Raw genomic sequence first — 23,245 nt, 5'->3', positions numbered from 1 at the left:
ACGGTCGCTCACGCGGCGACCCTCTCGGCGCTGTCCGCCGTGATGCCCTTGGTGGAGGCGATCACGTTCTTCAGCTTCTTGGACAGTGCCTCATAGAACATGCTCAGCGGAAACTCGTCCGGAAGCACGTCATCCACGAGTTTGCGCGGCGGCTGGCTCAGGTCCAGGGCGTCGGGGCCCTTGGCCCACTTGGAGCCCGGGTGCGGGGCGAGATAGCTGGAGACCAGCTCGTAGCCGGCGAACCAGTGGACGAGCTTGGGGCGGTCGATGCCGTCCCGGTAGAGCTGCTCGATGTCGGCGCACAGCTGGTTGGTGACCTGCGGGGCGCGCTGCCAGTCGATGTGCAGCTGGTTGTCGGTCCAGCGGACGACCTCGTGCTTGTGCAGGTAGGCGAAGAGCAGCTGGCCGCCGAGACCGTCGTAGTTGCGCACGCGCTCGCCGGTGACCGGGAAGCGGAACATACGGTCGAAGAGCACCGCGTACTGCACGTCGCGGGCCTGCGGGACGCCGTCGGCCTCCAGCTTCACGGCCTCCTTGAAGGCGGTGAGGTCGCAGCGCAGCTCCTCCAGGCCGTACATCCAGAACGGCTGCCGCTGCTTGATCATGAACGGGTCGAACGGCAGGTCGCCGTGGCTGTGGGTGCGGTCGTGGACCATGTCCCACAGGACGAAGGCCTCCTCGCAGCGCTTCTGGTCGTGGACCATGGCGGCGATGTCCTCGGGCAGCTCCAGGCCCAGGATGTCGACGGCCGCGTCGGTGACCCGGCGGAAGCGGGCGGCCTCGCGGTCGCAGAAGATGCCACCCCAGGAAAAACGTTCCGGCGCCTCGCGGACGGCGATCGTCTCCGGGAAGAGCACGGCGGAGTTGGTGTCGTAGCCGGCCGTGAAGTCCTCGAAGGTGATGCCGCAGAACAGCGGGTTGTCGTAACGGGTGCGCTCCAGCTCGGCCAGCCACTGCGGCCAGACCATGCGCAGCACGACGGCTTCCAGGTTGCGGTCCGGGTTGCCGTTCTGCGTGTACATCGGGAAGACGACCAGATGCTGGAGCCCGTCCGCGCGGCTCGCCGCGGGCTGGAAGGCCAGCAGCGAGTCGAGGAAGTCCGGTACCTCGAAGCCGCCGTCGGACCAGGTCCGCAGGTCGCCGGTCAGGGCTCGGTGGTAGTCGGCGTCGTGCGGGAGCAGCGGAGACAGCTCCTCGACGGCCTCGATCACGCGCCCGACCGCCTGCTCGGCATCGGTGCGCGCGGGTGCGCCCTCGGCCGCGAAGTCGATCGACCCGTCCTTGGACTGCCAGGGCCGAACCTGCTCCACGGCATCCTTGAGCACGCGCCACGCCGGGTGCTCCACCACCCTGGTCGCCGGAGGAACCCGCTCCCCCGTTGCTGCCTGCACAAGAATTTCCGTCATGTCCCATCCTCCACTGGAGAACCTCACGTCAGGACACCGTATGCATATGAGGTTTCTTCCAGCAAGTGGACCTTCGAGAGATTATCCTGCGCGCCCGGCTCTTCACCGCATTTTTTCCTGTCAGACATCGAAGGAGCGAATACTTCCGCTTCGACTGGGTAGAGGCGGGGCCCAGGCGGTCGGCTCGCCCGCCTGCACGTGTCCATGGCAGGGCGGGGCCGTTAGGCTGCGAGCTCTTCACCCCGCCGTCGACGGAAGCGAGTCCCGTCTTGAACTTCCTCACCATCGGTCACCGCGGAGTCATGGGTGTCGAGCCCGAGAACACCCTGCGATCCTTCGTCGCCGCCGAGCAGGCCGGTCTCGACGTCGTCGAGCTCGATCTGCACCTGAGCAAGGACGGCGCCCTGGTGGTGATGCACGACCCCGACGTGGACCGTACGACCGACGGGACCGGGCCCATCGCCGACCAGACGCTTGCCGAGCTGCGCACCCTCGACGCGGGCGGCGGGGAGCGCGTCCCGTTCTTCGAGGAGGTCCTGGACGCCGTGCAGGTGCCGCTCCAGGCCGAGATCAAGGACGTGCAGGCGGCGCGGGCGCTGGCCGAGGTGATGCACGCACGGGACCTGGTGGGACGCGTGGAGGTGTCCTCCTTCCACGACGAGGCCGTCGCAGAGATCGCCCGGCTGGTCCCCGGGGCGCGCACCGCGCTCATCGGCAGCCGCTACGGCCTCGACATCGTGGACCGGGCCGTGGACGCGGGCGCCTCGACGGTCTGCCTGAATCTGCGGCGGCTCAACCTGGAGACCGTCGAGGAGGCGCGCAAGCGGGACCTGCGCATCATCGGCTGGGTGGTCAACACCCAGGACCAGCTGCGGCTCGTCCGGGCCCTGGAGCTGGACGGCGCGACCACCGACTACCCGGAGATCAGGCGCGCGGGCCGCTTCACCGCATGACCGCGCGCGAGCGCTCGGGCTCAGACGAGCGGCTTGATCAGCAGTTCGAACTGCAGATCGTCGCGCTGGGGGATGCCGAAGCGCTCGTCGCCGTACGGGAAGGGGGTCATGCGTCCCGTACGGCGGTAGCCGCGCCGTTCGTACCAGGCGATGAGGTCCTCGCGGACGGAGATCACCGTCATGTGCATCTCGGTGACGCCCCAGTTCTCGCGTGCCTGCCGCTCGGCCTGCGCCATGACCGTCTTGCCGAGGCCGCCCCCCTGTGCCGTCGGGCTGACCGCGAACATGCCGAAGTAGGCGTGCTCGCCGCGGTGTTCGAGCTGGCAGCAGGCGACGATCCGGCCGCCCTGCTCGACGGTGAGCAGTCGGCTGTTCGGCGCCTTGATGACGTCGAGCACGCCGTCGGGGTCGGTGCGCCGGCCCTGGAGGATGTCCGCCTCCGTCGTCCACCCGGCCCGGCTGGAGTCCCCGCGGTAGGCGGACTCTATGAGCGCGACGAGAGCGTCCACGTCGGCGTCGGTGGCGTCGCGGAAGGCGAATTCGGTGGCGGCGGTGTCCATGCGGGCGATCTCCGGTCTCTGACGCGGTGGAAACACGACGAGCCTAACCCTGCCGCGCAAGGGCCCGTCCGGCGCAGACGTATGCACATCGGACCCGTCTACGACGGGTTCCGTCGGCTGCCGTGGGGGTCCCTCCCGCTCGAGCGAAGCCGAGAGTGGGGGAGCGCGTGCCAGACCCCGCGTCTGCGACATGACCGGCCGGACAGGTCCTAGGCTCCGGACACATGGTGCATGTACTCAGCAGCAGGACCCTGCTCCGCCCGACCGATCCCGAGCGCTCCCGGGCCTTCTACGGCGAGCAACTGGGCCTGGCCGTCTACCGCGAGTTCGGTACGGGACCGGAGCGCGGGGTCGTCTACTTCCTCGGCGGCGGTTTCCTGGAAGTCTCCGGCCGGTCGGACACCCCGCCGGATCCTGCCGTCCGGCTGTGGCTGCAGGTGCCGGACCTGGCAGCGGCGCACGACGAACTGCGGACCAGGGGCGTCGACGTCGTCCGCCCGCCGGTGAAGGAGCCGTGGGGCCTGCTCGAGATGTGGATCACAGACCCGGACGGCACACCGATCGTCCTGGTGGAGGTCCCACCGGACCACCCGATCCGCTACCGCCCGGGCATCTGAGGCGAGGCCCCGGAGGCGGAGTTCGGGTGTCCGTCGGCGGCCGTTCGCCCGTACTGCCGGTCTCGTACACCGAGCCCGACTGGGATCGCGCCAGGGACGGCGGCGAGCAGGTGTGGGCGCGGCTCACCGTCGTGAAGTCTTGACCCGTCCGGTGATCCCCGGATTAAGGTGGCCGCCCCGAGCAGGAGCACCCTACCCATGACCAGCCTGTACGTGCGGGAGATCACGCGCGAGGATCATCTGGCCCATCTGCGGCTGTCCCCCGACGCGAGCCATCTCCAGATCCCCGAGTGGGGCGACGTGAAGCCCGACTGGCTGCCGGAGAGCGTCGGCTGGTTCGAGGGCGAGGCGTTGGTCGCTGCGGCGCTCGTCCTGTACCGGCCGCTGCCCGGGACGCGGCGCTACCTCGCGTATCTTCCCGACGGACCGGCGATCGACTGGCGGACCCCTCGTATCGAGCGTTGGCTGGACCCGCTCATCGCCCATCTGAAGGGAATCGGGGCGTTCTCGGTGCGGATCGGGCCGCCCCTGGTCGTACGTCACTGGGACGCGGCCACCGTGGCGGCGGGCATCGCCGCCCCCGACGTACGTCATCTGCGCGATCTGCCTGCGGCCGGCATCGACGGATTCGCGCTCGACGCCGCGGAACGGCTGCGACGGCTCGGGTGGCGGCCGTGCGGGGAGAACGACGGCAGCGGGTTCGGCCTCGGTCAGCCGCGCTACGGCTGTCATATCCCGTTGGCGGGGCGCTCGGCGGACGATCTTCGCGGCGCCCTCGCACCGCATTGGGAACAGTCCCTGCGCACGGCCGAGACGGCAGGCGTCCATGTCACGTGGGGCTCGGCCTCCGACCTGCCCGAGTTCCACCGCCTGTACACCGCGACCGCCGCCCGCGACGGCTTCAAGGCCCGCCCGTTGGACTACTTCCGGCGTATGTGGGAGGCCCTGAACGCCGAGGACGACGACCGGCTCCGCCTCTACCTCGCCCGGTACGAGGGCGAGGTGCTGTCCACGGCCCTCATGATCAGCGTCGGCTCGCGAGCCTGGCACTCGTACGCCGCCTCCGGTCGCCGGGGGCGTCAACTGCGGCCCAGCAGCGCGCTGTTGTGGCACATGCTGAGCGACGCACGGGCGGCGGGCGCCGAGACCTACGACCTGCGCTCCATCACCCCCGCCCTCACCGAGGACCGTCTCCTCGGCCGGCTCCGCTTCAAGACGGGGGCCGGCGGCCGGGCCGTGGAGTACCTCGGTGAGTGGGAACTGCCGCTGGGCAGCCAGGGCAAGGTGCTGCAGCGGGCGTTGGGGGTCTACCTCGGGCGCAGATGACCTTGCCGCCGCGGGTCGGTCGATCGCAGCCCCCCGCGACCGGCTCAGCAGGTCACCGGTCGAGCCGGTCAGGATGGTCGTTCACGTCGTCTTCAGGTCGGCCTGCACCAGGTCGTGGTCCGAGTACGGGGTCGGATGCACACGGTGCTCGAGCGGGACGATGCCTCGCAGGAATATGTAGTCGAACTTGCTCCGCCAGTCGGTGGTCGGCCGGCAGTCGCCGGTGGGCGAGGGATGGCACTGCGGGTCTGCGTCCACGGCCAGAGCCCACATCCTGGTGAGTTCGGGGGCGTCCGGCACGGCGTTGAAGTCGCCGAGAACGATCACGCGGTCGTGCCGGGCGACTTGTGCGGCGAGTACGGCGGTCTGGGCCGCTCGGACCGCCTCTTGACGTCGTTCGGCGAGGTGCGTGTTGAAGACCCGGGTGGGCCGACCGCCCACGGTGGAGGTGACTGCCATGTACCCGCGGTCTTCGGATCCGCCGTCGGGGTATTCCACGGTCACGGCGTCTGTCATCGGCGCCGCCGAGAGCAGCGCCTGGCCGTAGGCCCCCGGACTCCACGGCGTTCCCCCGCAGCGGCTCCAATTCCGGAGAACCGCCCCGTACTCGACGTGGTAGACCAGCCCGTACAGGCTCTCCAGATGGTCGCGGATCCGCTCGACGTCACGCACGCACGCTTCCTGCAGGCCGATGATCTGGGGCGCATACGTGGCGATCTCCGCCGCCCGGTCGACGTTGCTCTTCTTGCAGGGGTTGCAGAGGTTCCACGTCATGACCCGGTTCGGTACGACGTCCCGGACGGCGTCGGCGGGCAGTGCCCTGGCGGAGGGGGCGTCGCTTGGCGCACGGGAGCCGACGAGCACCACGCAGGCCACGATCAAGGCGCCCATGAGCAACCTCATGTCCTTACCGAGCACCCTCGCCACCTCCGTGTGCATGCCCATGGCATCCGCCGTCTTCCCGCACGAGGTTATGGGACGGAGCTGTCGGGGCCCCATGCGATGTGCGGGAAGAGGGCGTCGTGCGTGGAGTCACCTGGGGTGGTGCAGCCAGCGCTGGAGGGCGGCGTTGACGCTGCCGGACAGGGCGCTGAGCTGGTCGATGGCGTCGCGGTCTTCGGGGTAGGGCGGGATGCCGGCCGCGGTCAGCGCGGCGTGCAGCTCGATGCGCCGCTGGTCGCGCGGGCCGATGGCGAGGTTGAGACGCTCGGCGGGATTCGGCGGCGGCAGCAGGTAGTCCATGTCCTGACGCGAGAGGTCCTGCGAGATGTCCTGATGCGAGATGTCCTGGGGCGAGTCTGCCGGGTCCGGCCAGAGGACTTCGGCCGCATCGACGGCATAGGGGTCGACGTAGGCACGGGGGGCGCTGTGTTCGGGGGCGGTGGTCGTCACGTTGGTCTCCTCACCGGCTTCTTGCGGTTCTGCCGGACATGAGGCGTGCGGAGCCCCCGCCGGTTGCGGTCACCGCCGTACATCACGCCGACGGCGTCATCGGCGGCTCATCCTCTGGTCCGACCAGCGGCTCATTCCTTCAGGCGCGATCACACATCGCGGCGGCTCACGACGAGCACGGCGAGTGCGACCGTGATCAGCGGCCAGAGCGTGTACACGGTCCAGGAGCCGGGGACGGCCGAGGCCGTGACCGCCGAACGGCTGAGGATCGCACGGGAGTTGCACGACATGGTCGCCCACAGCATCGGCATCATCGCCATCCAGGCCGGAATGGGCAGCCGGGTCATCGAGACCCAGCCGGCACAGGCGCGTGAGGCGCTGCGCGCCGTCGAGGCCACCAGCAGGGAGACCTTGTCCGGCCTTCGGCGCACGCTGGTGTCGCTCCGTCAGGCCGACCGGGGCGCGACCGCCTCGGAGCAGTCGCCGCTCGCGCCCTCGCCGGGGCTCGCGGACGTCGAACGGCTGGCCGCGGCGCCCGCGGGCGCGGGGGTACGCGTCGACGTGCCGCAGCGGGAATCAGCGTCCAAAACTGGGCGCCCGGGAGATGGGCCTGGTCACGCCGCCGCGCTGATGGCGTCCCCGACGCGAGGTGAGGGGTGGGTGAGGGCGGCGCCGCTGCGAGGAACGGCCTCAGGGCCCTACGGACGGCGGGCCTGGTCGTCACGGGATGCCGTGGGCCGGGGGGAGGCTTAGCGTGCTGGAGGGGGTTCCTGTTCCCTTCGGAAGGAACGCCATGAAGCTCGACGCGCCCGTCCCCGGCGGGCCCTGCTGGGCCGAGCTGGGGACCAGTGACCTGGAGGCGGCGAAACGGTTCTACGCGGAACTGTTCGGCTGGCGCGCGGAGACGGATCCGCGACAGGAGGCGGGCGGCTACACGGTCGCGCACCTCGGCGCGGCTGCCGTCGCGGCGCTGACTCCCCTGTACCAGGAGGCACAGCCGTGCGCCTGGAACGTGTCGTTCGCGGTGACCGACGCGGATGTCAGCGCCCGGCTGGTCACGGAGGCCGGCGGCAAGGTGCTGGTCGGCCCGATGGACGTCTTCGACGTGGGTCGTTTCGTGGTCGCCCTCGACCCTGGCGGCGCCGCGTTCCAGCTGTGGCAGGCCCGGGCCTTCCCTGGCGCCGGGCTGTTCAACGCGCCCGGCTCGCTCGGCTGGGTCGAGCTGCTGACCCGGGATCCCGAGCGGGCGGAAGTCTTTTACACCACCGTGTTCGGCTGGACCGTCAGGCCCTCCGAGAACTATCTGCAGTGGGGCGTCGGCGGCGCGGACTTCGGCGGCATGATCACGATGGACGAGAAGTTCCCGCCCGAGGTGCCGCCGCACTGGCTGCCGTACTTCGCGGTGGCCGACGTGGACGCGGCCACGCAGAGCGCGGTCGGGGCGGGCGGCGCCGCCCTCATGGAGCCGACCTCGGTACCGGAGGGTCCGCGGATCGCCGTGCTGCGGGACCCGCTGGGCGCGGTGTTCGGCGTGTATCGGGCGGGGGACGAGGGGTGAGGGCCCGGCCCGGTTGCGTCGAAGTCGCCGGGCAGGGTCCGTCGGGCCGGGTCGAAGAGGCGCTCAGATCCGCAACGTCCGCATGAGCCCCTCCAGCTGACTCAACAACTCTCCCAGCAGATCGGCCAGTTCGCCCTGGCGGTCGCCGTCCAGGGCGGACAGTAGGGCGCTCTCGTAGGCGAGTTGCTCGGGCATGACGCCGTCGACGAGGTCACGTCCGGCGTCGGTGAGGCGGAGGTGGGCGACGCGGCGGTCGCGGGAGTCGCCGCGCCGCTCCACCAGACCGCGTTCGGTGAGCTGCTTGAGGCGCTTGGTGACGGCGGCCCCGGAGGAGAAGGTCTCGCGGGCCAGGTCGCCGGGGGTCAGCTCGTGGCCGGTGCGGCGCAGCGCGCCGAGCAGGTCGAACTCGGGGCGGCTCAGGCCGGCCCGCCGCAGCGGCGCGTCCTCGGCCTGCTGAAGGAGGGCTGCACAGCGGTTGACCCGGCCGATGATCTCCATGGGCGTGGTGTCGAGCTCGGGCCGCACGGTCTGCCACTGCCGTACGACGGCGGCAACCGTGTCGCTCCTCGCCGGAACGCCGGAATCCGCCCACGCCCCGCTCTCCCGGTCGGCTGTGGGGTGTTCTCGGGGTGCTTCGTCGGTCGTGGGGTCTTCGGAGCCGTCCTCTCTCCCGTTTTCGGCCGCCGCCCGTCCCTGCGTCGCCGTCATCGCCGCGCGTCCTCCGCTTTCGTGCTCGCGTCCCGGTCCAGGAGCAGCCCCTGGCGCCGTACCGTCGCCGCGAGCGTACGGTGTCCGGACTGTTCGGCCGTCACGACCCGCTCCTCGGGCAGGGCTCGCTGCCGCCACTCGCCGGACGCCGCGTCGGCGGTGGCGCGCAGATCGACCAGTGCGGCGGCGAGGCCGCGGCGGGCGGATTCCAGGGCGCCAGGGGTCGGGCGCTGCTCCGCCAGCAGGCGCGCGGCGTGCTCGCGGGCCCGTTCGACGGCCGTCAGCGCATGTCCGAGGCGGTCGCCGGCCCGGCGGTTGGTGACGACGACCGCGGCGAGGAAGCCGACCACGGCGCCGACGAGGGTGTCGACGAGCCGCTCGGCGATCAGCCGACCGGAGTCCTGGGCCTGCCTGAACTCGGCGTGACCGTCACCGGCGCCGTCCGTGGCGGCGTGGGCGGCGGCCGCGTTCAGGGCGTGCGCGGCAGCGCGGCGCTCGGGACCGTGCGGCTAACAATTCAGCATGTGTTTTATCTGTGAAAGATATCGAATGCTCCCATCGAATGCCCCCCGTGTACACCCTTGCGCCCGCGTGCGCGCGGCGTGGTGTGGGCATCGCATCCCTCGACGGGGAACGTCGAGCGGGGAGGTGCGCGTGCACGGACCGGCTTCGCCCGGCTGGCTGCTGGTCGCGCTGTGTGCGGCGACCGGGGGCTACTGTCTGCTGCGGATGCGCAGCAAGGTCGAGGAACAGCGCAAGGCCGCGGGCGGCGAGGCGCTGATGGGTTTCGGGATGGCCGCGATGGCCGTGCCCCCGGCCGTGTTCACCCCACCGGCGTGGGCCTGGCCGGCGTACACGGCGGTGTTCGGCGCGGCGGCGCTGCGGGCCCTGTGGGCCTTGTGGGCGGCCCGCGCGACGAGCGCCCATCATCTGCACCACCTGGTGGGGACCGGGGCGATGGTCTACATGGCGGCCGCGATGGCCGCCTCGCCTTCGTTCTCGTCGGCGCACGCACACGGTCACGACCCCGCGCACGACGGCTCGGGGGTCCCGCTGCTGACGGGCGCGCTGCTGCTGTACTTCGCCGGGTACGTCCTGCTCTGCGGGGTCCGGTTGCTGCCGGTGGCCGGGGTGGGCGGAGCCGCCCTCGCGTGGGGCGACCGACCCGAGGTGGCACGCGCCTGCCGGCTGGCGATGGGCATCGGAATGCTCGCCATGCTGCTGACGATGTGATGGCCGTCCCCAACTGCCGGACGGGCGGCGGCAGTCCGCATGCCAGGGCGTGGTCTGCGTCACTTCGCCGTAACAAGTCGTACCCCTGAGCAGTACGCCGCTCATAGGGTGCTGTCCATGATGGTCCCCGCGGTCCTGCTGCTGCTCGGCGCCCTGACCGCCGTCGTCGGCCCCCGGCTGATCGCCCGGGCCGACTGGCCGGACCACGAACCGGTGGTCGCCCTGTGGGCGTGGCAGTGCGTGGTGGCGGCGGTCCTGCTGTGCTGCGCGCTGTCGATGACGCTCAGCGCGGCGGCGGCCTGGCACGCGGTGCGCGGCCAGCTCTTCGCACCAGCCCCTCGGCCGGTCGTGGAGGCGTACGCACTGGGCACGGCCGGCCCTTGGGCGGCGGCGACCGCGGTGACGCTCGCGTGCGGCGGGCTGTGGAGCGGGGCGATGCTCGTGCGGGAGGTGCTGCGCAGTCGGGCCCGAGCCCGGTCCCGGCGCGCCGAACTCCGGCTACGTGCCCCGTTGCTGCCGGGCGAGGGCTCCGTCACGGGTCGGCTGCTCGTGCTGGAGGGTGAGCGTCCCGACGCCTGGTGGCTCGCCGGTGCGGAACCCCAACTGGTCGTCACCACGGCCGCGTTGCGGCGGCTGAAGGGACGTCAGCTCGATGCGGTGCTCGCGCACGAGCAGGGGCACGCCCAGGCGCGGCACGACTGGTTGCTGCACTGCTCGACGGCGCTGGCCACCGGGTTTCCGCAGGTGCCGGTGTTCGCCGCATTCCGCGACGAGATGCACCGGCTGGTCGAGTTGTCCGCCGACGACATGGCCTCGCGCCGTTTCGGCCGGCTGACGACCGCGCTGGCGCTCGTGGAACTCAACGAGGACCGGGGCGTGTTCGGCCCCTCCCCCGCCCCGCAGGCCCATCTCCCGCAGCGCGTACACCGATTGCTCACACCGCCCGACCGCCTCACCGCAGCCCGAAGACTCCGCCTGACCGCAGCGGCCTCCCTGGTACCCGTGATCCCGGTGCTGGTGACCCTGATCCCGGGCCTGCGAGCACTGGGCTGACCGCGCACCGCCCCCGGGAAACCCGCACAGCCGCAACGAACCACCCCACGGCCGGAAAGCCCACCAAGGCGCCCGAGGAACGACTCCACGGCCGGTGGACGGCCTGGCAGCACCCCATGGCCAGAAACTCCGGGGGCCGGAAACCAGCACCCCACAGGCCGGGCAAGTCCCCGGGTTCGCCTCTGGCCCCCCGATTCGGCGAGGATCGACCCATGCACAACCCGTCCGTCGACTCCCCGTCCCGCCCCCGACTCCGCCCCGGCGCCCCGAGCCCGGCCCTGCGTGGCGCCCTGATCCTCGGTGTGTGCTCCGGTCTGCTCCTCGTCCTGGTCTGGGTCGAGTGGCATCCGCTGATCGCCGTCGACGGCGACATCTCCCGCACCGCCCACCGATGGGCCGTCGCCGCCCCCGACGTCACCCAGGCCTGCCGCATCCTCACGGACTGGGTCTGGGACCCCCTGACCATGCGACTGCTCGGCGCCGCGGTCGCCGTGTGGCTGGTGTGGCGGCACGCGGCCTGGTGGACGGCCGGGTGGCTGGTCGTCACATCGGCCCTGGGCACGCTGATCCAGCAGGGCCTCAAGGCCGGGGTCGGCCGGGCCCGCCCGGTGTGGCCCGACCCCGTCGACTCCGCGCACTACGCCGCGTACCCGTCGGGGCACGCGCTGACCGCGACCGTGGTGTTCGGCCTGCTGCTGTGGCTGCTGCACCGGCACGGCGTCGGCCCCGTCGTATGGCGTACGGCGCTGGCAGTGGCGGTGGTGTCCGTGGTGGGCGTGGGGCTCACCCGGATCTGGCTGGGCGTGCACTGGCCGTCGGACGTTTTGGGCGGCTGGCTGCTGGGGGCGCTGCTGGTGATGCTGGCGATCGCGGCACAGCGACGGCAACGAAGGCGGCGGTCGTGACCGGACCGCGGGGCGTCGATTCGCGCTCCGCGGCCAGGGCGCCCGCCCCAGTGCCTGCCGTCTGAAACGGGACCCCACAAGATCCGCCGGGTCCCTAGGATCACCGGCATGACTGCCGTTCTGTTCGACTTCTCCGGCACCCTCTTCCGCGTCGAGTCCACCGAGTCCTGGCTACGGACCGTGCTGGACGCGGCGGGCATCGCACTGCCCGAGCCGGAGCCGGCCGAGAAGGCACGAGCGCTGGAGGCGGCCGGCGCGCTGCCGGGCGGGGCCGCTCCCGTCCGGGTGCCCGAAGAGGTGGCCGGGGTGTGGCGGGTGCGGGACGAGAGCGCCGCGTCGCACCGGGCCGCCTTCACCGGGCTGTCCCGTCAGGTGCCGCTGCCGGATGCGGGCCTGCACGACGCGCTGTACGACCGGCACATGACGCCGGCGGCCTGGTCCCCGTACCCCGACGCCCTGGACGTGCTGAGCGGGTTGCGTGAGCGGGGCTTGCGGGTCGGCGTGGTCAGCAACATCGGCTGGGACCTGCGGCCGGTGTTCCGGGAGCACGGCCTCGACCGGTACGTCGACGCGTACGTGCTGTCGTACGAGCACGGGGCGCAGAAGCCGGACCCGCGGCTGTTCACCGTCGCGTGCGCGGCGCTGGGCGCCGATCCCCGCAGGACCCTGATGGTGGGCGACGACCGGCGCGCGGACGGCGGGACGGCGGCGCTGGGCTGCGCGGTGCACTTCGTGGACCATCTGCCGGCGGCCGAACGCCCGGACGGGCTGCGGCCGGTGCTGGGGCTGGTGGGCTGATCTGCCGCAGGACGGCGGCTCACCACCCTGCAAGCGGTAGCCTCAGGCCACTTTCCGGGGAGAAGCACGCCCACTCTGGACGATCCCCCGCGTCGCCCAGAGCAGGCGGCAGCCCGGCGCGCGCTCCGTCCGGAGTGGACCGGGATGTCCTGAGTATAGTTGGCTGAGAGCCAGTCAACGCAGGAGTTACAGGATGTGCCCGCGCAGCGCCTCGGTCAATGAAGAATTGCGGCGGCGTTCCCGGGAGCGGCTCCTGCAGGCGGCGGTGGAGCTGGTGAGCGAGCGCGGGTACGAGGCGACGACCCTCGCCGACATCGCGGACCGGGCCGGCTCCGCGCGCGGTCTGGTGTCGTACTACTTCCCCGGCAAGCGGCAGCTGGTGCAGTCGGCCGTGCACCGGCTGATGCACTGCACGCTTCAGGAGGCGCTGGAGCGCGAGCCGCACTCCGAGGACGGCCGGGAGCGGATGGCGCGGGCCATCGACGCGATCCTGGGTCTGACCCGGGACCGTACGGTGCTGATGCGCCAGCACATGGCGGGGCTGCTGCAGGCCGAGGGGTTCGTGCAGTGCCCGGAGCAGCGACGGCTGGCCGAGCTGTTGCGGGAGACCGCCGTCCGGCACGGGTCGCAGGACGTCGACCACGACTACCCGATGCTGCGCTCCCAGCTGATGGGAGCCGTCTACGCGATGGTGCTGCCGAATGTGCCCCTGCCGCTCGCGACCCTGCGCGCCGAGCTGTTCGCGCGTTACCGGCTGGACTGGGAGCAGGGGGTCCCGCCGGACGCCGAGGCGCCCGGCGGGAGGTGTGACACCGATCTGTCGCGGTTCTTCGCGACGGACCCCGCCGCCGGGGATCAGTCGAAGTAGTCCGGCTGCGTCTGGACGTTGAGCTCGCGCAGGTGGACCCGCTTCGCCGGATCCGTGCGACGGTCGTTGAGCTTCAGCACGTCGAAGCCCTTGGCGATGTCGTTCGAGTAGATGTAGCCGTTGTAGTAGTACGCCGACCACGCGCCGCCGGTCTGCAGGGTCGTGGTGCTCAGCGGGCCGCGCTCGAAGTAGGCGATCTCCTTCGGCTTCGCCGAGTCGGTGAAGTCCCAGACGGAGACGCCGCCCTGGTACCAGGCCTGGACCATGAGGTCCTTGCCCTTGACCGGGATCAGCGAGCCGTTGTGGGCGACGCAGTTCTCGGTGTCCGCCTGGTGGCGCGGGATCTTGTAGTAGCCGCGGAAGACGAGCTTGCGCTTGTCGCCCTTGCCGACGATGTCGTAGATGCCGTCGGCGCCACGGTTCGGGCCGGTCGCCTCGTTGCAGGTGGCCGCACCACCGCCGCCGAGCTCGTCGGTGAAGACGACCTTGTTCGCCTTCTGGTTGAAGGTCGCCGAGTGCCAGAACGCGAAGTTGACGTTGTCCTGGACCTGGTCGATGACCTTCGGGTGCTCCGGGTCCTTGATCGAGAACAGGATGCCGTCGCCCATGCAGGCGCCGGCCGCCAGGTCCTTCTCCGGCAGCACGGTGATGTCGTGGCAGCCGGTGGTCTTGGAGACGCCGGGGTTCGTGGGAGCGCCGGGGTTGCCGCCGCCGTCCGGACCCTCACCCGGGAAGAGGACGGGGAAGCCCACGACCGCCGCCTGCTCCGGGGCGTTGCGCGGCACCTTGATGACCGAGATGCCGTCGTGCGGGGGCTGGCAGTCGGGGTAGGCGGCGTTCGGCGAGTACGAGGAGACGTAGACGTAGACGTTCTTGCGCTCGGGCACCAGGGTGTGGGTGTGCGAGCCGCAGGCGGTCTCCACGGCGGCGACGTACTTCGGGTTCGCCTTGTCGCTGATGTCGAAGACCTTCATGCCCTCCCAGGAGGACTTCTCGGTCACCGGCTGCGTCGTGCTGTTGCAACTGCTGTCGCTGCGCGAGGAGTCGGTCGACAGGAAGAGCAGGTTGCCGGAGACGGAGATGTCGTTCTGCGAGCCGGGGCAGAGCACCTGGGCCACGGTCTTCGGGGACTTCGGGTTGCTGATGTCGAAGATGCGGAAGCCGTCGTAGTTGCCGGAGAAGGCGTACTTGCCCTGGAAGGCCAGGTCCGAGTTGGTGCCCGGCAGGGCGTCCTTGGGGATGTTCGTCAGGTGCTCGATGTTGGCGGAGTGGACGATCTCGTCCTGCCCGGGTATCTCGCCCGCCGCGATCGCCTCGGCCGCCTCGGCCCGGACGCCCTGGGACACCTCGCGCTGCGCGGCCGGACCGTCCCCCGGGTCGGGGGTCGCGGCCGCCGGCACCGCGGTTAGGAGCGCGGCCAGAAGTCCGCCGCAGGCGGCTGCGACTCCCAGCCGTCTGCGGCGTGTTCGGGGATCGTTCAACAGGGTCACTGCATCCTCCCTCGTAGCCGTTCGCACGGGAACGGTTCACGGTGCTCCGAAGTATCGTCTTCATCATGCACATATCAAAGGTTGGCAATGCGCTCGTCATGAATCTTTCTGGCCACTCATGCGGCCGGAGACGCGACCAGTGATGCGAAGATCCCTACGAGGACGGCTCCCCGTCCCAACTCGCCTGCCCCAGGAGGTCGTTGTGCTCGTACGCCGCGCGCCCCTCGTCGCAGCCTCGCTGCTGCTCGCACTCGCCCTCGCGGGCTGCGACTCCGGGGAGGACGCCACGTCGGGTGCGGCAAGCGGGCCTTCGGTGATCGCGCCGGGCAAGCCGGGCGAGGCGAACCGGACCCTCTCCGCCCAGGACGCGGCCGAGCAGCGCGTCGACGACGACACGCCGAACTCGGCCGACGTGGCCTACGCGCAGAAGATGATCGAGCACCACGCTCAGGCGCTGGAGATGTCCGAACTCGCCCCGAAACAGGCCGAGTCGACGACCGTCAAGGGGCTCGCGGCGCGGATCGGCGCCGCGCAGGGGCCGGAGATCGAGGCCATGAAGGCCTGGCTCACGACGCACGGCAAGGAAACGGCGAGCAGTGGGCACCAGCACACGGCGATGCCCGGGATGGCCACCGAGGCGCAGTTGACCAAGCTGCGCGCCGCGCGCGGCAAGGCGTTCGACGCACTCTTCCTCACTGTGATGATCACCCACCACGAGGGCGCCCTCACCATGGCCACGGAGGTCAAGACACAGGGCAACAACGTGCGGATCGAGGAGATGGCGGACGACGTGATAGCCCAGCAGACGAGCGAGATCACCCGGATGCGCGCCCTGCAGTAGGGCTTCCGCCTCCCGGCAAGCCGTCCTGCAGGCGCTGCGCCGACGAGGACTGCGCCGACGCGCCCGGTCGCCGACTCCCTTTGTCAGCGACGCGCGTGACGTGGAGTCAGGTATCCGGCGTCCCGCGCCTGTGCGATCAGCCGCAGCGACCGGCGTCGGCTGTGCCCCGTCGCGCACATGACCGCGAGGACGGGGTCGACGCCCTCCTCCTGGGCCTCGCGGTACTCCTGCGCCACCAGCCACCGGCCCTCGGCGCCGCGCGGCCAGGCCGGGCGCGCACGACGGGGGGCGGGGGTCTCGTCGGAGTACGCAGCGTCCCCGGTGTCCCCGGTGCCCCCGGCGTTCCCGGCGCCCTCCGTGCCGTACGCGCCCGCCGCCTCGAAGCCGCCGCCGCCACAGCTCTCGAACAGCGGGCCCTCGATCCAGTCCGCGAGCACCGTCAGATCGACGAGGGACAGGGCCGGCCGGGCCCGGATGTCCTCGATCGAGACGCGGCCCTCGGAGACCACGGCCAGCAACTCGACGTGCGCGCCGTCGACGAACGCCAGCCGGACGTGGAACCAGGAAGTGGCGCCCCCACCCTCCTGGACCTCCCACCCGGGGCACACGGACACCGTGCCGTCCTCGGCGGAACGATCAGAAAGATTAAGAAACGATGCTTCTAGCACACACGCAACGTAACCGCATGATCACTTTCCATAAGTACGAACACGCACGCACCGCCACCGCACAGCACCCTGTCAGCGGAGCGACCATGGTGCGATGCTGGAGTCACCAGCGATCTCCTCCGACCCAAGGGGTAAGGAGTTCCGCCCGTGCTGCGTGTCGCCGTCGTCGGCTCCGGGCCGAGTGGGGTCTACACCGCCCAGAGCCTGGTCCAGCAGGACCCCGAGGTGCTCGTCGACGTCCTGGACCGGCTGCCGTGCCCGTACGGGCTCGTGCGGTACGGCGTCGCCCCGGACCACGAGAAGATCAAGTCGCTCCAGCAGAACCTGCGCGCGGTGCTGGAGCACGAGCGGGTGCGCTTCCTCGGCGGGGTCCGGGTGGGCGCGGGCGGGGTGCCCGTGGCCCGGCTGCGCGGGCTCTACCACGCGGTCGTGTACTGCGTGGGCGCGGCGACGGACCGCCACCTCGGCGTTCCCGGCGAGGACCTGCCGGGCAGCTGGTCGGCCACGGAGTTCGTGTCCTGGTACAGCGCGCATCCGGACGCCGCCGTCGGCCGGTTCCTGCCGGGCGTTCACTCGGCTGTCGTAGTCGGCGTGGGGAACGTCGCGGTGGACGTCACCCGGATCCTGGCCCGGGACGCGGCCGAGCTGAGCCCCACCGACATGCCCGAGGCGGCGCTGACCGCGCTGGCGGCCGGCACGGTGACCGAGATCCACATGGTGGGCCGGCGCGGCCCGTCCCAGGCCCGCTTCACCACCAAGGAGCTGCGCGAGCTGGGCGGACTGCCGGACACCGAGGTGGTCGTGGACGAGGCGGAACTGGCACTGGACCCGGCGTACGGCGATCCGTCCGGGCTGCCGGCGGCGCAGCGGCGCAACGTGGAGGTGCTGCGCGGCTGGGCGGCGACGCCGGCCCGCGGCGCCCGGCGGCGGATCCGGCTGCGGTTCTTCCTCCGGCCCGTCGCGCTGCTCGCCGACGGGGGCCGGGTGGGTGCGGTGCGCTTCGAGCGGACCGTCCCGGACGGCCACGGCGGGGTGACGGGCACCGGCGGGTACGAGGACGTCGAGGCGCAGTTGGCGCTGCGGTCGGTGGGGTATCGCGGGGTGCCGCTGGAGGGGCTGCCGTTCGACCCGGAGCGGGGCACCGTGCCGCAATGCGCCGGGCGGGTGCTGCGCGAGGGCGCGGTCGCGCCGGGCGAGTATGTGGCGGGCTGGATCAAGCGGGGCCCGACCGGCGTCATCGGCACCAACCGGCCGTGCGCGAAGGAGACGGCGGCATCCCTGCTCCAGGACGCCCCCGACCTCGTACGGCGGGAGCTGCCCGGCGATCCGCTCGCGTTGCTGCGAGCCGCCGGCGCCGAGCCCGTCGAGTGGGCCGGATGGCTGGCGATCGAGCGGGCCGAGGCCGAGCTCGGGGCCTCGCTGGGGCGGAACGTGGTGAAACTGCCGGACTGGGCGTCGCTGCGGGCCGCGGCCGGCCCGACAGGGATCGGTGCACAGGACACACAGCGGCAACACTCGTGAAATCAACAAACCGTTCAAGGCTCGTACGGTCTCGTGCAGTGCGGATGCCGCCGCCCCCTTTCCCCGCCGCTCTGGAGTGCCCATGGCCCCGACCGCGTCCGTTCATCCCGTCGACGAGGTGCCGCCCGTAGGGCAGTTGGCCGCGTTCGGCCTGCAGCATGTGCTCGCGATGTACGCGGGCGCGGTCGCCGTGCCCCTGATCGTGGGCGGTGCGATGAAGCTGTCGCCCGCCGACCTGGCGTATCTGATCACCGCCGACCTGCTGGTGTGCGGCATCGCCACGCTCATCCAGTGCGTGGGCCTCTGGCGCTTCGGCGTCCGGCTGCCGATCATGCAGGGCTGTACGTTCGCGGCGGTGTCGCCGATGGTGCTGATCGGGACGACGGGCGGCGGGCTGCCCGCGATCTACGGGTCGGTGATCGTGGCGGGGCTCGCGATCGTGCTGCTGGCGCCCGTGTTCGGCAGGCTGTTGCGCTACTTCCCGCCGCTGGTCACGGGCACGGTGATCCTGGTCATCGGTGTCTCGCTGCTGCCGGTCGCGGGCAACTGGGCCGCCGGCGGCGTCGGTTCGGCGGACTTCGGGGAGCCGAAGAACATCGGGCTCGCCGCGTTCGTGCTGGTGGTGGTGCTGGGCGTGCAGCGGTTCGCGCCGGTGTTCCTGAGCCGGATCGCGGTGCTGATCGGCATCGTGGTGGGGCTCGCTGTCGCGGTGCCGTTCGGGTTCACGGACTTCGACGGGGTCGGGGACGCCGACTGGGTCGGGATCAGCACGCCGTTCCACTTCGGCGCGCCCGCCTTCGAGGCGTCGGCGATCATCTCGATGCTCGTCGTGGCGCTGGTGACGATGACCGAGACGACCGGTGACCTCATCGCGGTCGGCGAGCTGACGGGCCGTGAGGTCGGGCCGCGCAGTCTCTCCGACGGTCTGCGCGCCGACGGCCTGTCGACCGTCCTCGGGGGTGTCTTCAACACGTTCCCGTACACGGCGTACGCGCAGAACGTCGGACTGGTGGGCATGACCCGGGTGCGCAGCCGCTGGGTCGTCGCCACGGCGGGCGGCATCCTGGTCCTGCTGGGTCTGCTGCCCAAGCTCGGCGCGGTCGTGGCGGCCGTGCCGGCGCCGGTGCTGGGCGGCGCCGGGCTCGTCATGTTCGGGACCGTGGCCGCGAGCGGTCTGCGCACGCTGGCCGGGGTCGATTTCAAGGACAGCCACAACCTCACGGTGGTGGCCGTGTCGGTCGCGATGGGTGTGCTGCCTGTCGGCGTGCCGACGATCTACGCGAAGTTCCCCGACTGGTTCCAGACGGTGATGAACAGCGGCATCAGCGCGGGCTGCGTGACGGCGATCGCGCTCAACCTGCTCTTCAACCACCTTCCCTCGAAAGCCGGTTCGGCACCGCAGCCAACCGCTCTGTCCCCCGTCGGCGGGGAGCGGCCTGCCGGGCAGGAGGCCGTCTAGGGCGGCCCGTCGGACGGCCCGCTGGACGGCCGGGCAGACCGGCCGCCCACGGACGTAAGGCTCAACTCTTCGTGCAGGCAGATCCGTTGAGCGTGAAGGCCCCCGGCGCCGCACTGTTGCCCGTGTGGTTCGCCTGGTAGCCGATGGTGACGCTCGCGCCCGGGGCGAGCGTGGCGTTGTACGTCGCGTTCGTCGCCGTCACCGGTCCGGAGGCCGGAGCGTACGTGGCGCCCCAGCCGTTGGTGATGGTCTGGCCGGTGGGCAGCGTGAAGCCGAGCTGCCAGCCGTTGACCGTGGTGGCACCGGTGTTGGTGAGGGTCACCGAGGCCGTCAGACCGGTGCTCCAGGCGTTGGTCGTGGCGCTCACCCGGCAACTGCCGGGCTCGGGTTGCGGGGCGGGACCCGAGGCGTCCAGGCCGAAGAAGGTGAGCACGCGGGCGGCCATGCCCCAGGCGTACAGGTTGTGGCCGACGCCCTGGAGGCTGATGGCTTCCACCGGGGCCTGGTCACCCGTGCCGCCGTAGCGGGTGCGGGTCCAGCCCGAGGCGGGCGTGTCGGTGGCGGAGGGAGTCTGGCTCACGCCCCGCACATTGGTCCACTGCTTGATCTCCTCGCCGAAGTTGGGGTAGCGCAGCACGTCGTCCTCGGTGCCGTGCCACAGCTGCATGCGCGGCCGGGTCCCGGTGTAGCCGGGGTAGGCGCCGCGGGCGAGGTCGCCCCACTCCTGTGCGGTGTGGATCACGGTGCCGCCGGAACAGGCGCTGTTCCACTCGGATCCGTCGGTGGTGGCGAAGCAGCCGAACGGGACCCCGGAGAAGGCGGCTCCGGCGGCGAACACGTCGGGGTAGTCGCCGAGCAGGACGTTGGTCATCATCGCCCCGGAGGAGATGCCGGTGGCGTAGACGCGGCCGGTGTCTGCCGCGTAGGCGGCGGTCACCCAGTCGATCATCGACTTGATGCCGACGGGGTCGCTGCCACCGCCGCGCTTGAGCGCCTGGGGCGAGGCGACGTCGAAGCACTTGCTGCTGCGGGTGACGGACGGGTAGACGATCACGAACCCGTACCGGTCGGCGAGTTGGGCGTACTCGGTGCCGGAGTACATCGCGGGTCCGGAACCGCCGCACCAGTGGACGGCGACGAGGACGGCCGGGTGCGCGGTGACGGCGGCCGGCGCGTACACGTACATCTGGAGGTTGCTGGGGTTGGCGCCGAAGCCGGTGACCTCCGTGAGGGTGGCGGCGGGGACCGGCGCGGCGGCCTGGGTGCGGGCGGTGGCCGCGGGTGCGGTGAGCAGCGCGGCGGCGAGCAGGAGCAGCAGTGCGCCGAACAGAGAACGCAGCGCTCTCCCAGGGGAGTTGGACACGTGCTTGCCCCTTTCCGATAGGGGGTCGACAGATCTGGCTGCCAGGGCGGTTGGGGGTGCTCGCCGCTCCACGCCCGGTGGGGTCGGCGGTTGCGGAACAGATGTGCCAGCGGTTCTTGCAGCGGAGGACTGTCGGGGCCTTGACGGAGCCGATCGGGTGGGCAGCGTGCGGCTTGGGGCTGACCAGCGGCCCGGTCGAGGTCCGGTCCGCGACGGCGATCAGGGGCAGGACCAGAGCGGCGGTGAACGTACGCGTACGCGGAGTCGGCATCGACTCGCCCCTCTCCGACAGACCGTGAAAGGAAGCGTCGCGTCGCATGGTGGCATGCGCATGCTCACCATGGAAGCGCTCCCACGCCAACTCTCCGAAAGCCCTTGCCGACCACCCGAGCCGCGCCGGGGTGGCCGGATGTGTTCTGCGCAAAGCGTTGACTAGAAAGCGCTTGCCCCCTACGTTCCGTTCAGCAGTGTGACCGAGCCGCTCACACGCACCCCGCAAAGGGCCGCACTGCCCGGGCACAGGGTTCAACATGGCGCACGTCGTTCACGTACTTGTCCGACTTCCCTCCCTGAAGGGACGCACCCGCATGCGTACAGGCCCCCCACGTACACACGCGCAAAGGTCCGCTCTCGTGTCGGTGGCCGCCGCTCTGGCCACGGCGGCGGTCCTCGCCCTCCCCCAGCCGGCCGGCGCCGCCGACAGCTCGCCGGTCGGGTTCGGCGCCGGCACGACCGGCGGCGGCAGCGCCGCCGCGGTCACCGTCTCGACGCTGTCCGCCTTCAAGACCGCGGTGACCGGCGACACGGCGAAGGTCGTGAAGGTCAACGGCCTGATCTCGCTGAGCGGTCAGGTCGACATCGGGTCCAACACGACGGTCCTGGGCATCGGTTCGTCGTCCGGGTTCACCGGGGGCGGGCTGCGTCTGAAGAAGGTGACGAACGTCGTCGTCCGCAACCTGAACATCAGCAAGCCGCTCAAGCCGGCCGACGGCATCGAGGTCCAGGCCTCCACCAAGGTGTGGATCGACCACAACTCCTTCTCGGCCGACCGGGATCACGACAAGGACTACTACGACGGCCTGCTGGACATCAACCACGCCTCGGACTATGTGACGGTGTCCTGGAACACCTTCAAGGACCACTTCAAGGGATCGCTCGTCGGCCACAGCGACAACAACGCGAGCCAGGACACCGGGCATCTGAGGGTGACGTACCACCACAACCAGTTCAGCAACGTCTACTCGCGCATCCCCAGTCTGCGCTTCGGCACCGGCCACTTCTACGACAACTACGTCGTCGGCGCCGAGACGGCCGTCCACTCGCGCATGGGCGCCCAGATGCTCGTCGAGAACAACGTCTTCCGCTCGACGCAGGTCGCCGTCACCACCGACCGCGACAGCGACGTGGACGGCTACGCCAACCTGACCGGCAACGACCTCGGCGGAGCCGCGACCGAGGTGTCGCAGGTCGGGACGTTCACCAGGCCGCCGTACAGCTACACCGCCGAGCCCGCCTCGTCCGTCGTCGCCTCGGTGACGTCCGGCGCGGGCGCCGGAAAGCTCTGACCCTCCGAAGCACCGTTCCAGAGCACTGTCCGGAGCACCGTCCGGAGCGGTGTCCGGAGGCATTCCCCATCCCCCACCTGGAAGAAGGCACCGGGACATGACTTCACCAGCACCTTCACCAGCACCTTGGCGCACCCGCGGGCGCGCTCTCACCGGCGGGCTGGCCGCCGTCGGCCTTACGGTTGGCATGATCATGACCAGTGGGGCACTGACCCCCGCGAGCGCCGCCACCTGGCCCACGCCGACCAGCAGCAAGCCGGTGACCGCCACCATCCCGGTCTCCGGCACCAAGGACTACGGGATGCAGCGCCTGTACGGCAGCGGCGACCTCGGCAGCGGCGGCCAGAACGAGGACCAGGACCCGATCCTGGAGCTCGCGCCCGGCGCCGTCCTGAAGAACGTCATCATCGGCGCGCCCGCCGCCGACGGCATCCACTGCAAGGGCAGTTGCACGCTGCAGAACGTCTGGTGGGAGGACGTCGGCGAGGACGCTGCGACGTTCCTCGGCTCCTCCTCGTCCAACGTCTACACCGTCTCCGGCGGCGGGGCGAAGGAGGCCAGCGACAAGGTGTTCCAGTTCAACGGCGCCGGGACGCTGAACGTCTCGAACTTCGCCGTGAAGAACTTCGGCACCTTCGTGCGCAGTTGCGGCAACTGCAAGAGCGGCCAGTACAAGCGCACGATCAACCTCAACACGATCGAGGCGACCTACAAGGGCGGCCGGCTCGTCGGCATCAACACGAACTACGGCGACAGCGCGACCCTGAGGAAGATCACCATCGTCGGGGACAGCAGCAAGAAGATCGTCCCGTGCCAGAAGTACATCGGGAACAACACCGGCGCGGAGCCGCCCAAGAACGGCTCGAACGCCGACGGGACGTACTGCAAGTACTCCTCGTCCGACATCACCTACAAGTAGACCCCCCACGGTGAACCCGGCCGTACGAAGCGCACCCGCACG

Annotated in this window: 22 protein-coding genes and 2 pseudogenes; 15 read left to right on the top strand and 9 right to left on the bottom strand. The window is 71.0% G+C overall.

All coding sequences use genetic code 11. The annotated features are described in order from the left end of the window. Positions 1–8 precede the first annotated feature (8 nt). A complete protein-coding gene (locus ACIBAF_RS20795; RefSeq protein ID WP_399464687.1) occupies positions 9–1,406 on the bottom strand; it encodes a DUF6421 family protein in 1,398 nt (465 codons plus the stop codon). A 269-nt stretch (positions 1,407–1,675) separates the two neighbouring features. Between ACIBAF_RS20795 and ACIBAF_RS20790 the strand changes: the two genes are divergently transcribed. Next, on the top strand, positions 1,676–2,359 hold the full coding sequence (locus ACIBAF_RS20790) for a glycerophosphodiester phosphodiesterase (protein WP_399464686.1): 684 nt from the start codon (positions 1,676–1,678) through the stop codon (positions 2,357–2,359). Between the two features lie 20 nt (positions 2,360–2,379). On the opposite strand, the gene ACIBAF_RS20785 is transcribed toward ACIBAF_RS20790, so the two are convergent. After that, positions 2,380–2,919 carry a GNAT family N-acetyltransferase gene (locus ACIBAF_RS20785; RefSeq protein WP_399464685.1) on the bottom strand — a complete coding sequence of 180 codons (540 nt, stop codon included), beginning with the start codon at positions 2,917–2,919 and terminating at the stop codon, positions 2,380–2,382. A 224-nt stretch (positions 2,920–3,143) separates the two neighbouring features. On the opposite strand from ACIBAF_RS20785, the gene ACIBAF_RS20780 reads away from it, so the two are divergent. Together ACIBAF_RS20780 and ACIBAF_RS20775 are read left to right on the top strand one after the other, a co-directional pair. Then, positions 3,144–3,536, top strand: coding sequence for a VOC family protein (locus ACIBAF_RS20780; protein WP_399464684.1), 393 nt, complete (start codon positions 3,144–3,146; stop codon positions 3,534–3,536). Between the two features lie 198 nt (positions 3,537–3,734). Next, a complete protein-coding gene (locus tag ACIBAF_RS20775) occupies positions 3,735–4,862 on the top strand; it encodes a lipid II:glycine glycyltransferase FemX (RefSeq protein WP_399464683.1) in 1,128 nt (375 codons plus the stop codon). An 81-nt stretch (positions 4,863–4,943) separates the two neighbouring features. On the opposite strand, the gene ACIBAF_RS20770 is transcribed toward ACIBAF_RS20775, so the two are convergent. Both ACIBAF_RS20770 and ACIBAF_RS20765 read right to left on the bottom strand, forming a co-directional pair. Next, entirely contained in the window at positions 4,944–5,807 is an 864-nt protein-coding gene (locus ACIBAF_RS20770; RefSeq protein WP_399464682.1) for an endonuclease/exonuclease/phosphatase family protein, read from the bottom strand. 87 nt (positions 5,808–5,894) lie between these two features. Beyond that, positions 5,895–6,254, bottom strand: a complete 360-nt coding sequence (locus ACIBAF_RS20765) for a hypothetical protein (protein ID WP_399464681.1) — start codon at positions 6,252–6,254, stop codon at positions 5,895–5,897. A gap of 237 nt (positions 6,255–6,491) precedes the next feature. On the opposite strand from ACIBAF_RS20765, the pseudogene ACIBAF_RS20760 reads away from it, so the two are divergent. Together ACIBAF_RS20760 and ACIBAF_RS20755 are read left to right on the top strand one after the other, a co-directional pair. Beyond that, positions 6,492–6,818: pseudogene (locus tag ACIBAF_RS20760) on the top strand (histidine kinase dimerization/phosphoacceptor domain-containing protein); the annotation flags it as partial. 229 nt (positions 6,819–7,047) lie between these two features. Beyond that, positions 7,048–7,812: a VOC family protein gene (locus tag ACIBAF_RS20755; RefSeq protein ID WP_399464680.1), complete on the top strand. Its 765-nt coding sequence runs from the start codon at positions 7,048–7,050 to the stop codon at positions 7,810–7,812. Between the two features lie 63 nt (positions 7,813–7,875). On the opposite strand, the gene ACIBAF_RS20750 is transcribed toward ACIBAF_RS20755, so the two are convergent. Together ACIBAF_RS20750 and ACIBAF_RS20745 are read right to left on the bottom strand one after the other, a co-directional pair. Then, positions 7,876–8,520: a MarR family winged helix-turn-helix transcriptional regulator gene (locus ACIBAF_RS20750; protein ID WP_399464679.1), complete on the bottom strand. Its 645-nt coding sequence runs from the start codon at positions 8,518–8,520 to the stop codon at positions 7,876–7,878. Beyond that, a pseudogene (locus ACIBAF_RS20745) lies at positions 8,517–8,939 on the bottom strand (FUSC family protein); the annotation flags it as partial. The pseudogene ACIBAF_RS20745 and the gene ACIBAF_RS20750, both read right to left, overlap by 4 nt. A gap of 235 nt (positions 8,940–9,174) precedes the next feature. Here ACIBAF_RS20745 and ACIBAF_RS20740 point away from each other — a divergent pair. From ACIBAF_RS20740 to ACIBAF_RS20720, 5 genes are all read left to right on the top strand, one after another. Further along, on the top strand, positions 9,175–9,753 hold the full coding sequence (locus tag ACIBAF_RS20740; RefSeq protein ID WP_399464678.1) for a DUF5134 domain-containing protein: 579 nt from the start codon (positions 9,175–9,177) through the stop codon (positions 9,751–9,753). 117 nt (positions 9,754–9,870) lie between these two features. After that, positions 9,871–10,806, top strand: coding sequence for a M56 family metallopeptidase (locus ACIBAF_RS20735; protein WP_399464677.1), 936 nt, complete (start codon positions 9,871–9,873; stop codon positions 10,804–10,806). A 212-nt stretch (positions 10,807–11,018) separates the two neighbouring features. Next, positions 11,019–11,711 (top strand): phosphatase PAP2 family protein, encoded by a 693-nt coding sequence (locus tag ACIBAF_RS20730; RefSeq protein WP_399464676.1) that lies wholly within the window; start codon positions 11,019–11,021, stop codon positions 11,709–11,711. 108 nt (positions 11,712–11,819) lie between these two features. Beyond that, complete coding sequence (locus ACIBAF_RS20725) at positions 11,820–12,509, top strand: HAD family hydrolase (protein ID WP_399464675.1); 690 nt, start codon at positions 11,820–11,822, stop codon at positions 12,507–12,509. 193 nt (positions 12,510–12,702) lie between these two features. Further along, on the top strand, positions 12,703–13,377 hold the full coding sequence (locus ACIBAF_RS20720; RefSeq protein WP_399464674.1) for a TetR/AcrR family transcriptional regulator: 675 nt from the start codon (positions 12,703–12,705) through the stop codon (positions 13,375–13,377). On the opposite strand, the gene ACIBAF_RS20715 is transcribed toward ACIBAF_RS20720, so the two are convergent. Then, the gene (locus ACIBAF_RS20715) at positions 13,365–14,867 is read right to left on the bottom strand and encodes an LVIVD repeat-containing protein (RefSeq protein WP_399464673.1); all 1,503 of its coding nucleotides are present in this window, start codon (positions 14,865–14,867) and stop codon (positions 13,365–13,367) included. The genes ACIBAF_RS20720 and ACIBAF_RS20715 overlap by 13 nt on opposite strands. A 142-nt stretch (positions 14,868–15,009) precedes the next feature. Between ACIBAF_RS20715 and ACIBAF_RS20710 the strand changes: the two genes are divergently transcribed. Further along, positions 15,010–15,708, top strand: a complete 699-nt coding sequence (locus ACIBAF_RS20710; RefSeq protein ID WP_399464773.1) for a DUF305 domain-containing protein — start codon at positions 15,010–15,012, stop codon at positions 15,706–15,708. A gap of 83 nt (positions 15,709–15,791) precedes the next feature. On the opposite strand, the gene ACIBAF_RS20705 is transcribed toward ACIBAF_RS20710, so the two are convergent. Continuing rightward, positions 15,792–16,322 carry a DUF6214 family protein gene (locus ACIBAF_RS20705; RefSeq protein WP_399464672.1) on the bottom strand — a complete coding sequence of 177 codons (531 nt, stop codon included), beginning with the start codon at positions 16,320–16,322 and terminating at the stop codon, positions 15,792–15,794. A 201-nt stretch (positions 16,323–16,523) separates the two neighbouring features. On the opposite strand from ACIBAF_RS20705, the gene ACIBAF_RS20700 reads away from it, so the two are divergent. Then, positions 16,524–17,897 carry an FAD-dependent oxidoreductase gene (locus ACIBAF_RS20700; RefSeq protein WP_399464671.1) on the top strand — a complete coding sequence of 458 codons (1,374 nt, stop codon included), beginning with the start codon at positions 16,524–16,526 and terminating at the stop codon, positions 17,895–17,897. 82 nt (positions 17,898–17,979) lie between these two features. Further along, positions 17,980–19,356, top strand: coding sequence for a nucleobase:cation symporter-2 family protein (locus ACIBAF_RS20695; protein ID WP_399464670.1), 1,377 nt, complete (start codon positions 17,980–17,982; stop codon positions 19,354–19,356). A gap of 61 nt (positions 19,357–19,417) precedes the next feature. Here ACIBAF_RS20695 and ACIBAF_RS20690 read toward each other — a convergent pair whose 3' ends face one another. Next, entirely contained in the window at positions 19,418–20,719 is a 1,302-nt protein-coding gene (locus ACIBAF_RS20690) for a PHB depolymerase family esterase (RefSeq protein WP_399464669.1), read from the bottom strand. Positions 20,720–21,306: 587 nt separating this feature from the next. Here ACIBAF_RS20690 and ACIBAF_RS20685 point away from each other — a divergent pair. Both ACIBAF_RS20685 and ACIBAF_RS20680 read left to right on the top strand, forming a co-directional pair. After that, positions 21,307–22,284, top strand: a complete 978-nt coding sequence (locus ACIBAF_RS20685) for a polysaccharide lyase family 1 protein (RefSeq protein ID WP_399464668.1) — start codon at positions 21,307–21,309, stop codon at positions 22,282–22,284. Positions 22,285–22,381: 97 nt separating this feature from the next. After that, positions 22,382–23,203, top strand: coding sequence for a pectate lyase (locus tag ACIBAF_RS20680; protein WP_399464667.1), 822 nt, complete (start codon positions 22,382–22,384; stop codon positions 23,201–23,203). The last annotated feature ends 42 nt before the right edge of the window (positions 23,204–23,245 follow it).

The organism is Streptomyces sp. NPDC051677 (assembly GCF_044453465.1).
Classification (GTDB): Bacteria; Actinomycetota; Actinomycetes; order Streptomycetales; family Streptomycetaceae; genus Streptomyces.
The sequence above is the reverse complement of the archived record's forward strand: the minus strand, read 5'-3'. Positions and strand labels throughout refer to the sequence as shown.

Excerpts from the sequence above, each read along its gene's own strand:
- ACIBAF_RS20795 (WP_399464687.1), bottom strand. The coding sequence starts at position 1,406 with ATGACGGAAATTCTTGTGCAGGCAGCAACGGGGGAGCGGGTTCCTCCG.
- ACIBAF_RS20785 (WP_399464685.1), bottom strand. The coding sequence starts at position 2,919 with ATGGACACCGCCGCCACCGAATTCGCCTTCCGCGACGCCACCGACGCC.
- ACIBAF_RS20780 (WP_399464684.1), top strand. The coding sequence starts at position 3,144 with ATGGTGCATGTACTCAGCAGCAGGACCCTGCTCCGCCCGACCGATCCC.
- ACIBAF_RS20775 (WP_399464683.1), top strand. The coding sequence starts at position 3,735 with ATGACCAGCCTGTACGTGCGGGAGATCACGCGCGAGGATCATCTGGCC.
- ACIBAF_RS20770 (WP_399464682.1), bottom strand. The coding sequence starts at position 5,807 with ATGGGCATGCACACGGAGGTGGCGAGGGTGCTCGGTAAGGACATGAGG.
- ACIBAF_RS20755 (WP_399464680.1), top strand. The coding sequence starts at position 7,048 with ATGAAGCTCGACGCGCCCGTCCCCGGCGGGCCCTGCTGGGCCGAGCTG.
- ACIBAF_RS20750 (WP_399464679.1), bottom strand. The coding sequence starts at position 8,520 with ATGACGGCGACGCAGGGACGGGCGGCGGCCGAAAACGGGAGAGAGGAC.
- ACIBAF_RS20735 (WP_399464677.1), top strand. The coding sequence starts at position 9,871 with ATGATGGTCCCCGCGGTCCTGCTGCTGCTCGGCGCCCTGACCGCCGTC.
- ACIBAF_RS20730 (WP_399464676.1), top strand. The coding sequence starts at position 11,019 with ATGCACAACCCGTCCGTCGACTCCCCGTCCCGCCCCCGACTCCGCCCC.
- ACIBAF_RS20725 (WP_399464675.1), top strand. The coding sequence starts at position 11,820 with ATGACTGCCGTTCTGTTCGACTTCTCCGGCACCCTCTTCCGCGTCGAG.
- ACIBAF_RS20720 (WP_399464674.1), top strand. The coding sequence starts at position 12,703 with ATGTGCCCGCGCAGCGCCTCGGTCAATGAAGAATTGCGGCGGCGTTCC.
- ACIBAF_RS20710 (WP_399464773.1), top strand. The coding sequence starts at position 15,010 with ATGCGAAGATCCCTACGAGGACGGCTCCCCGTCCCAACTCGCCTGCCC.
- ACIBAF_RS20695 (WP_399464670.1), top strand. The coding sequence starts at position 17,980 with ATGGCCCCGACCGCGTCCGTTCATCCCGTCGACGAGGTGCCGCCCGTA.
- ACIBAF_RS20685 (WP_399464668.1), top strand. The coding sequence starts at position 21,307 with ATGCGTACAGGCCCCCCACGTACACACGCGCAAAGGTCCGCTCTCGTG.
- ACIBAF_RS20680 (WP_399464667.1), top strand. The coding sequence starts at position 22,382 with ATGACTTCACCAGCACCTTCACCAGCACCTTGGCGCACCCGCGGGCGC.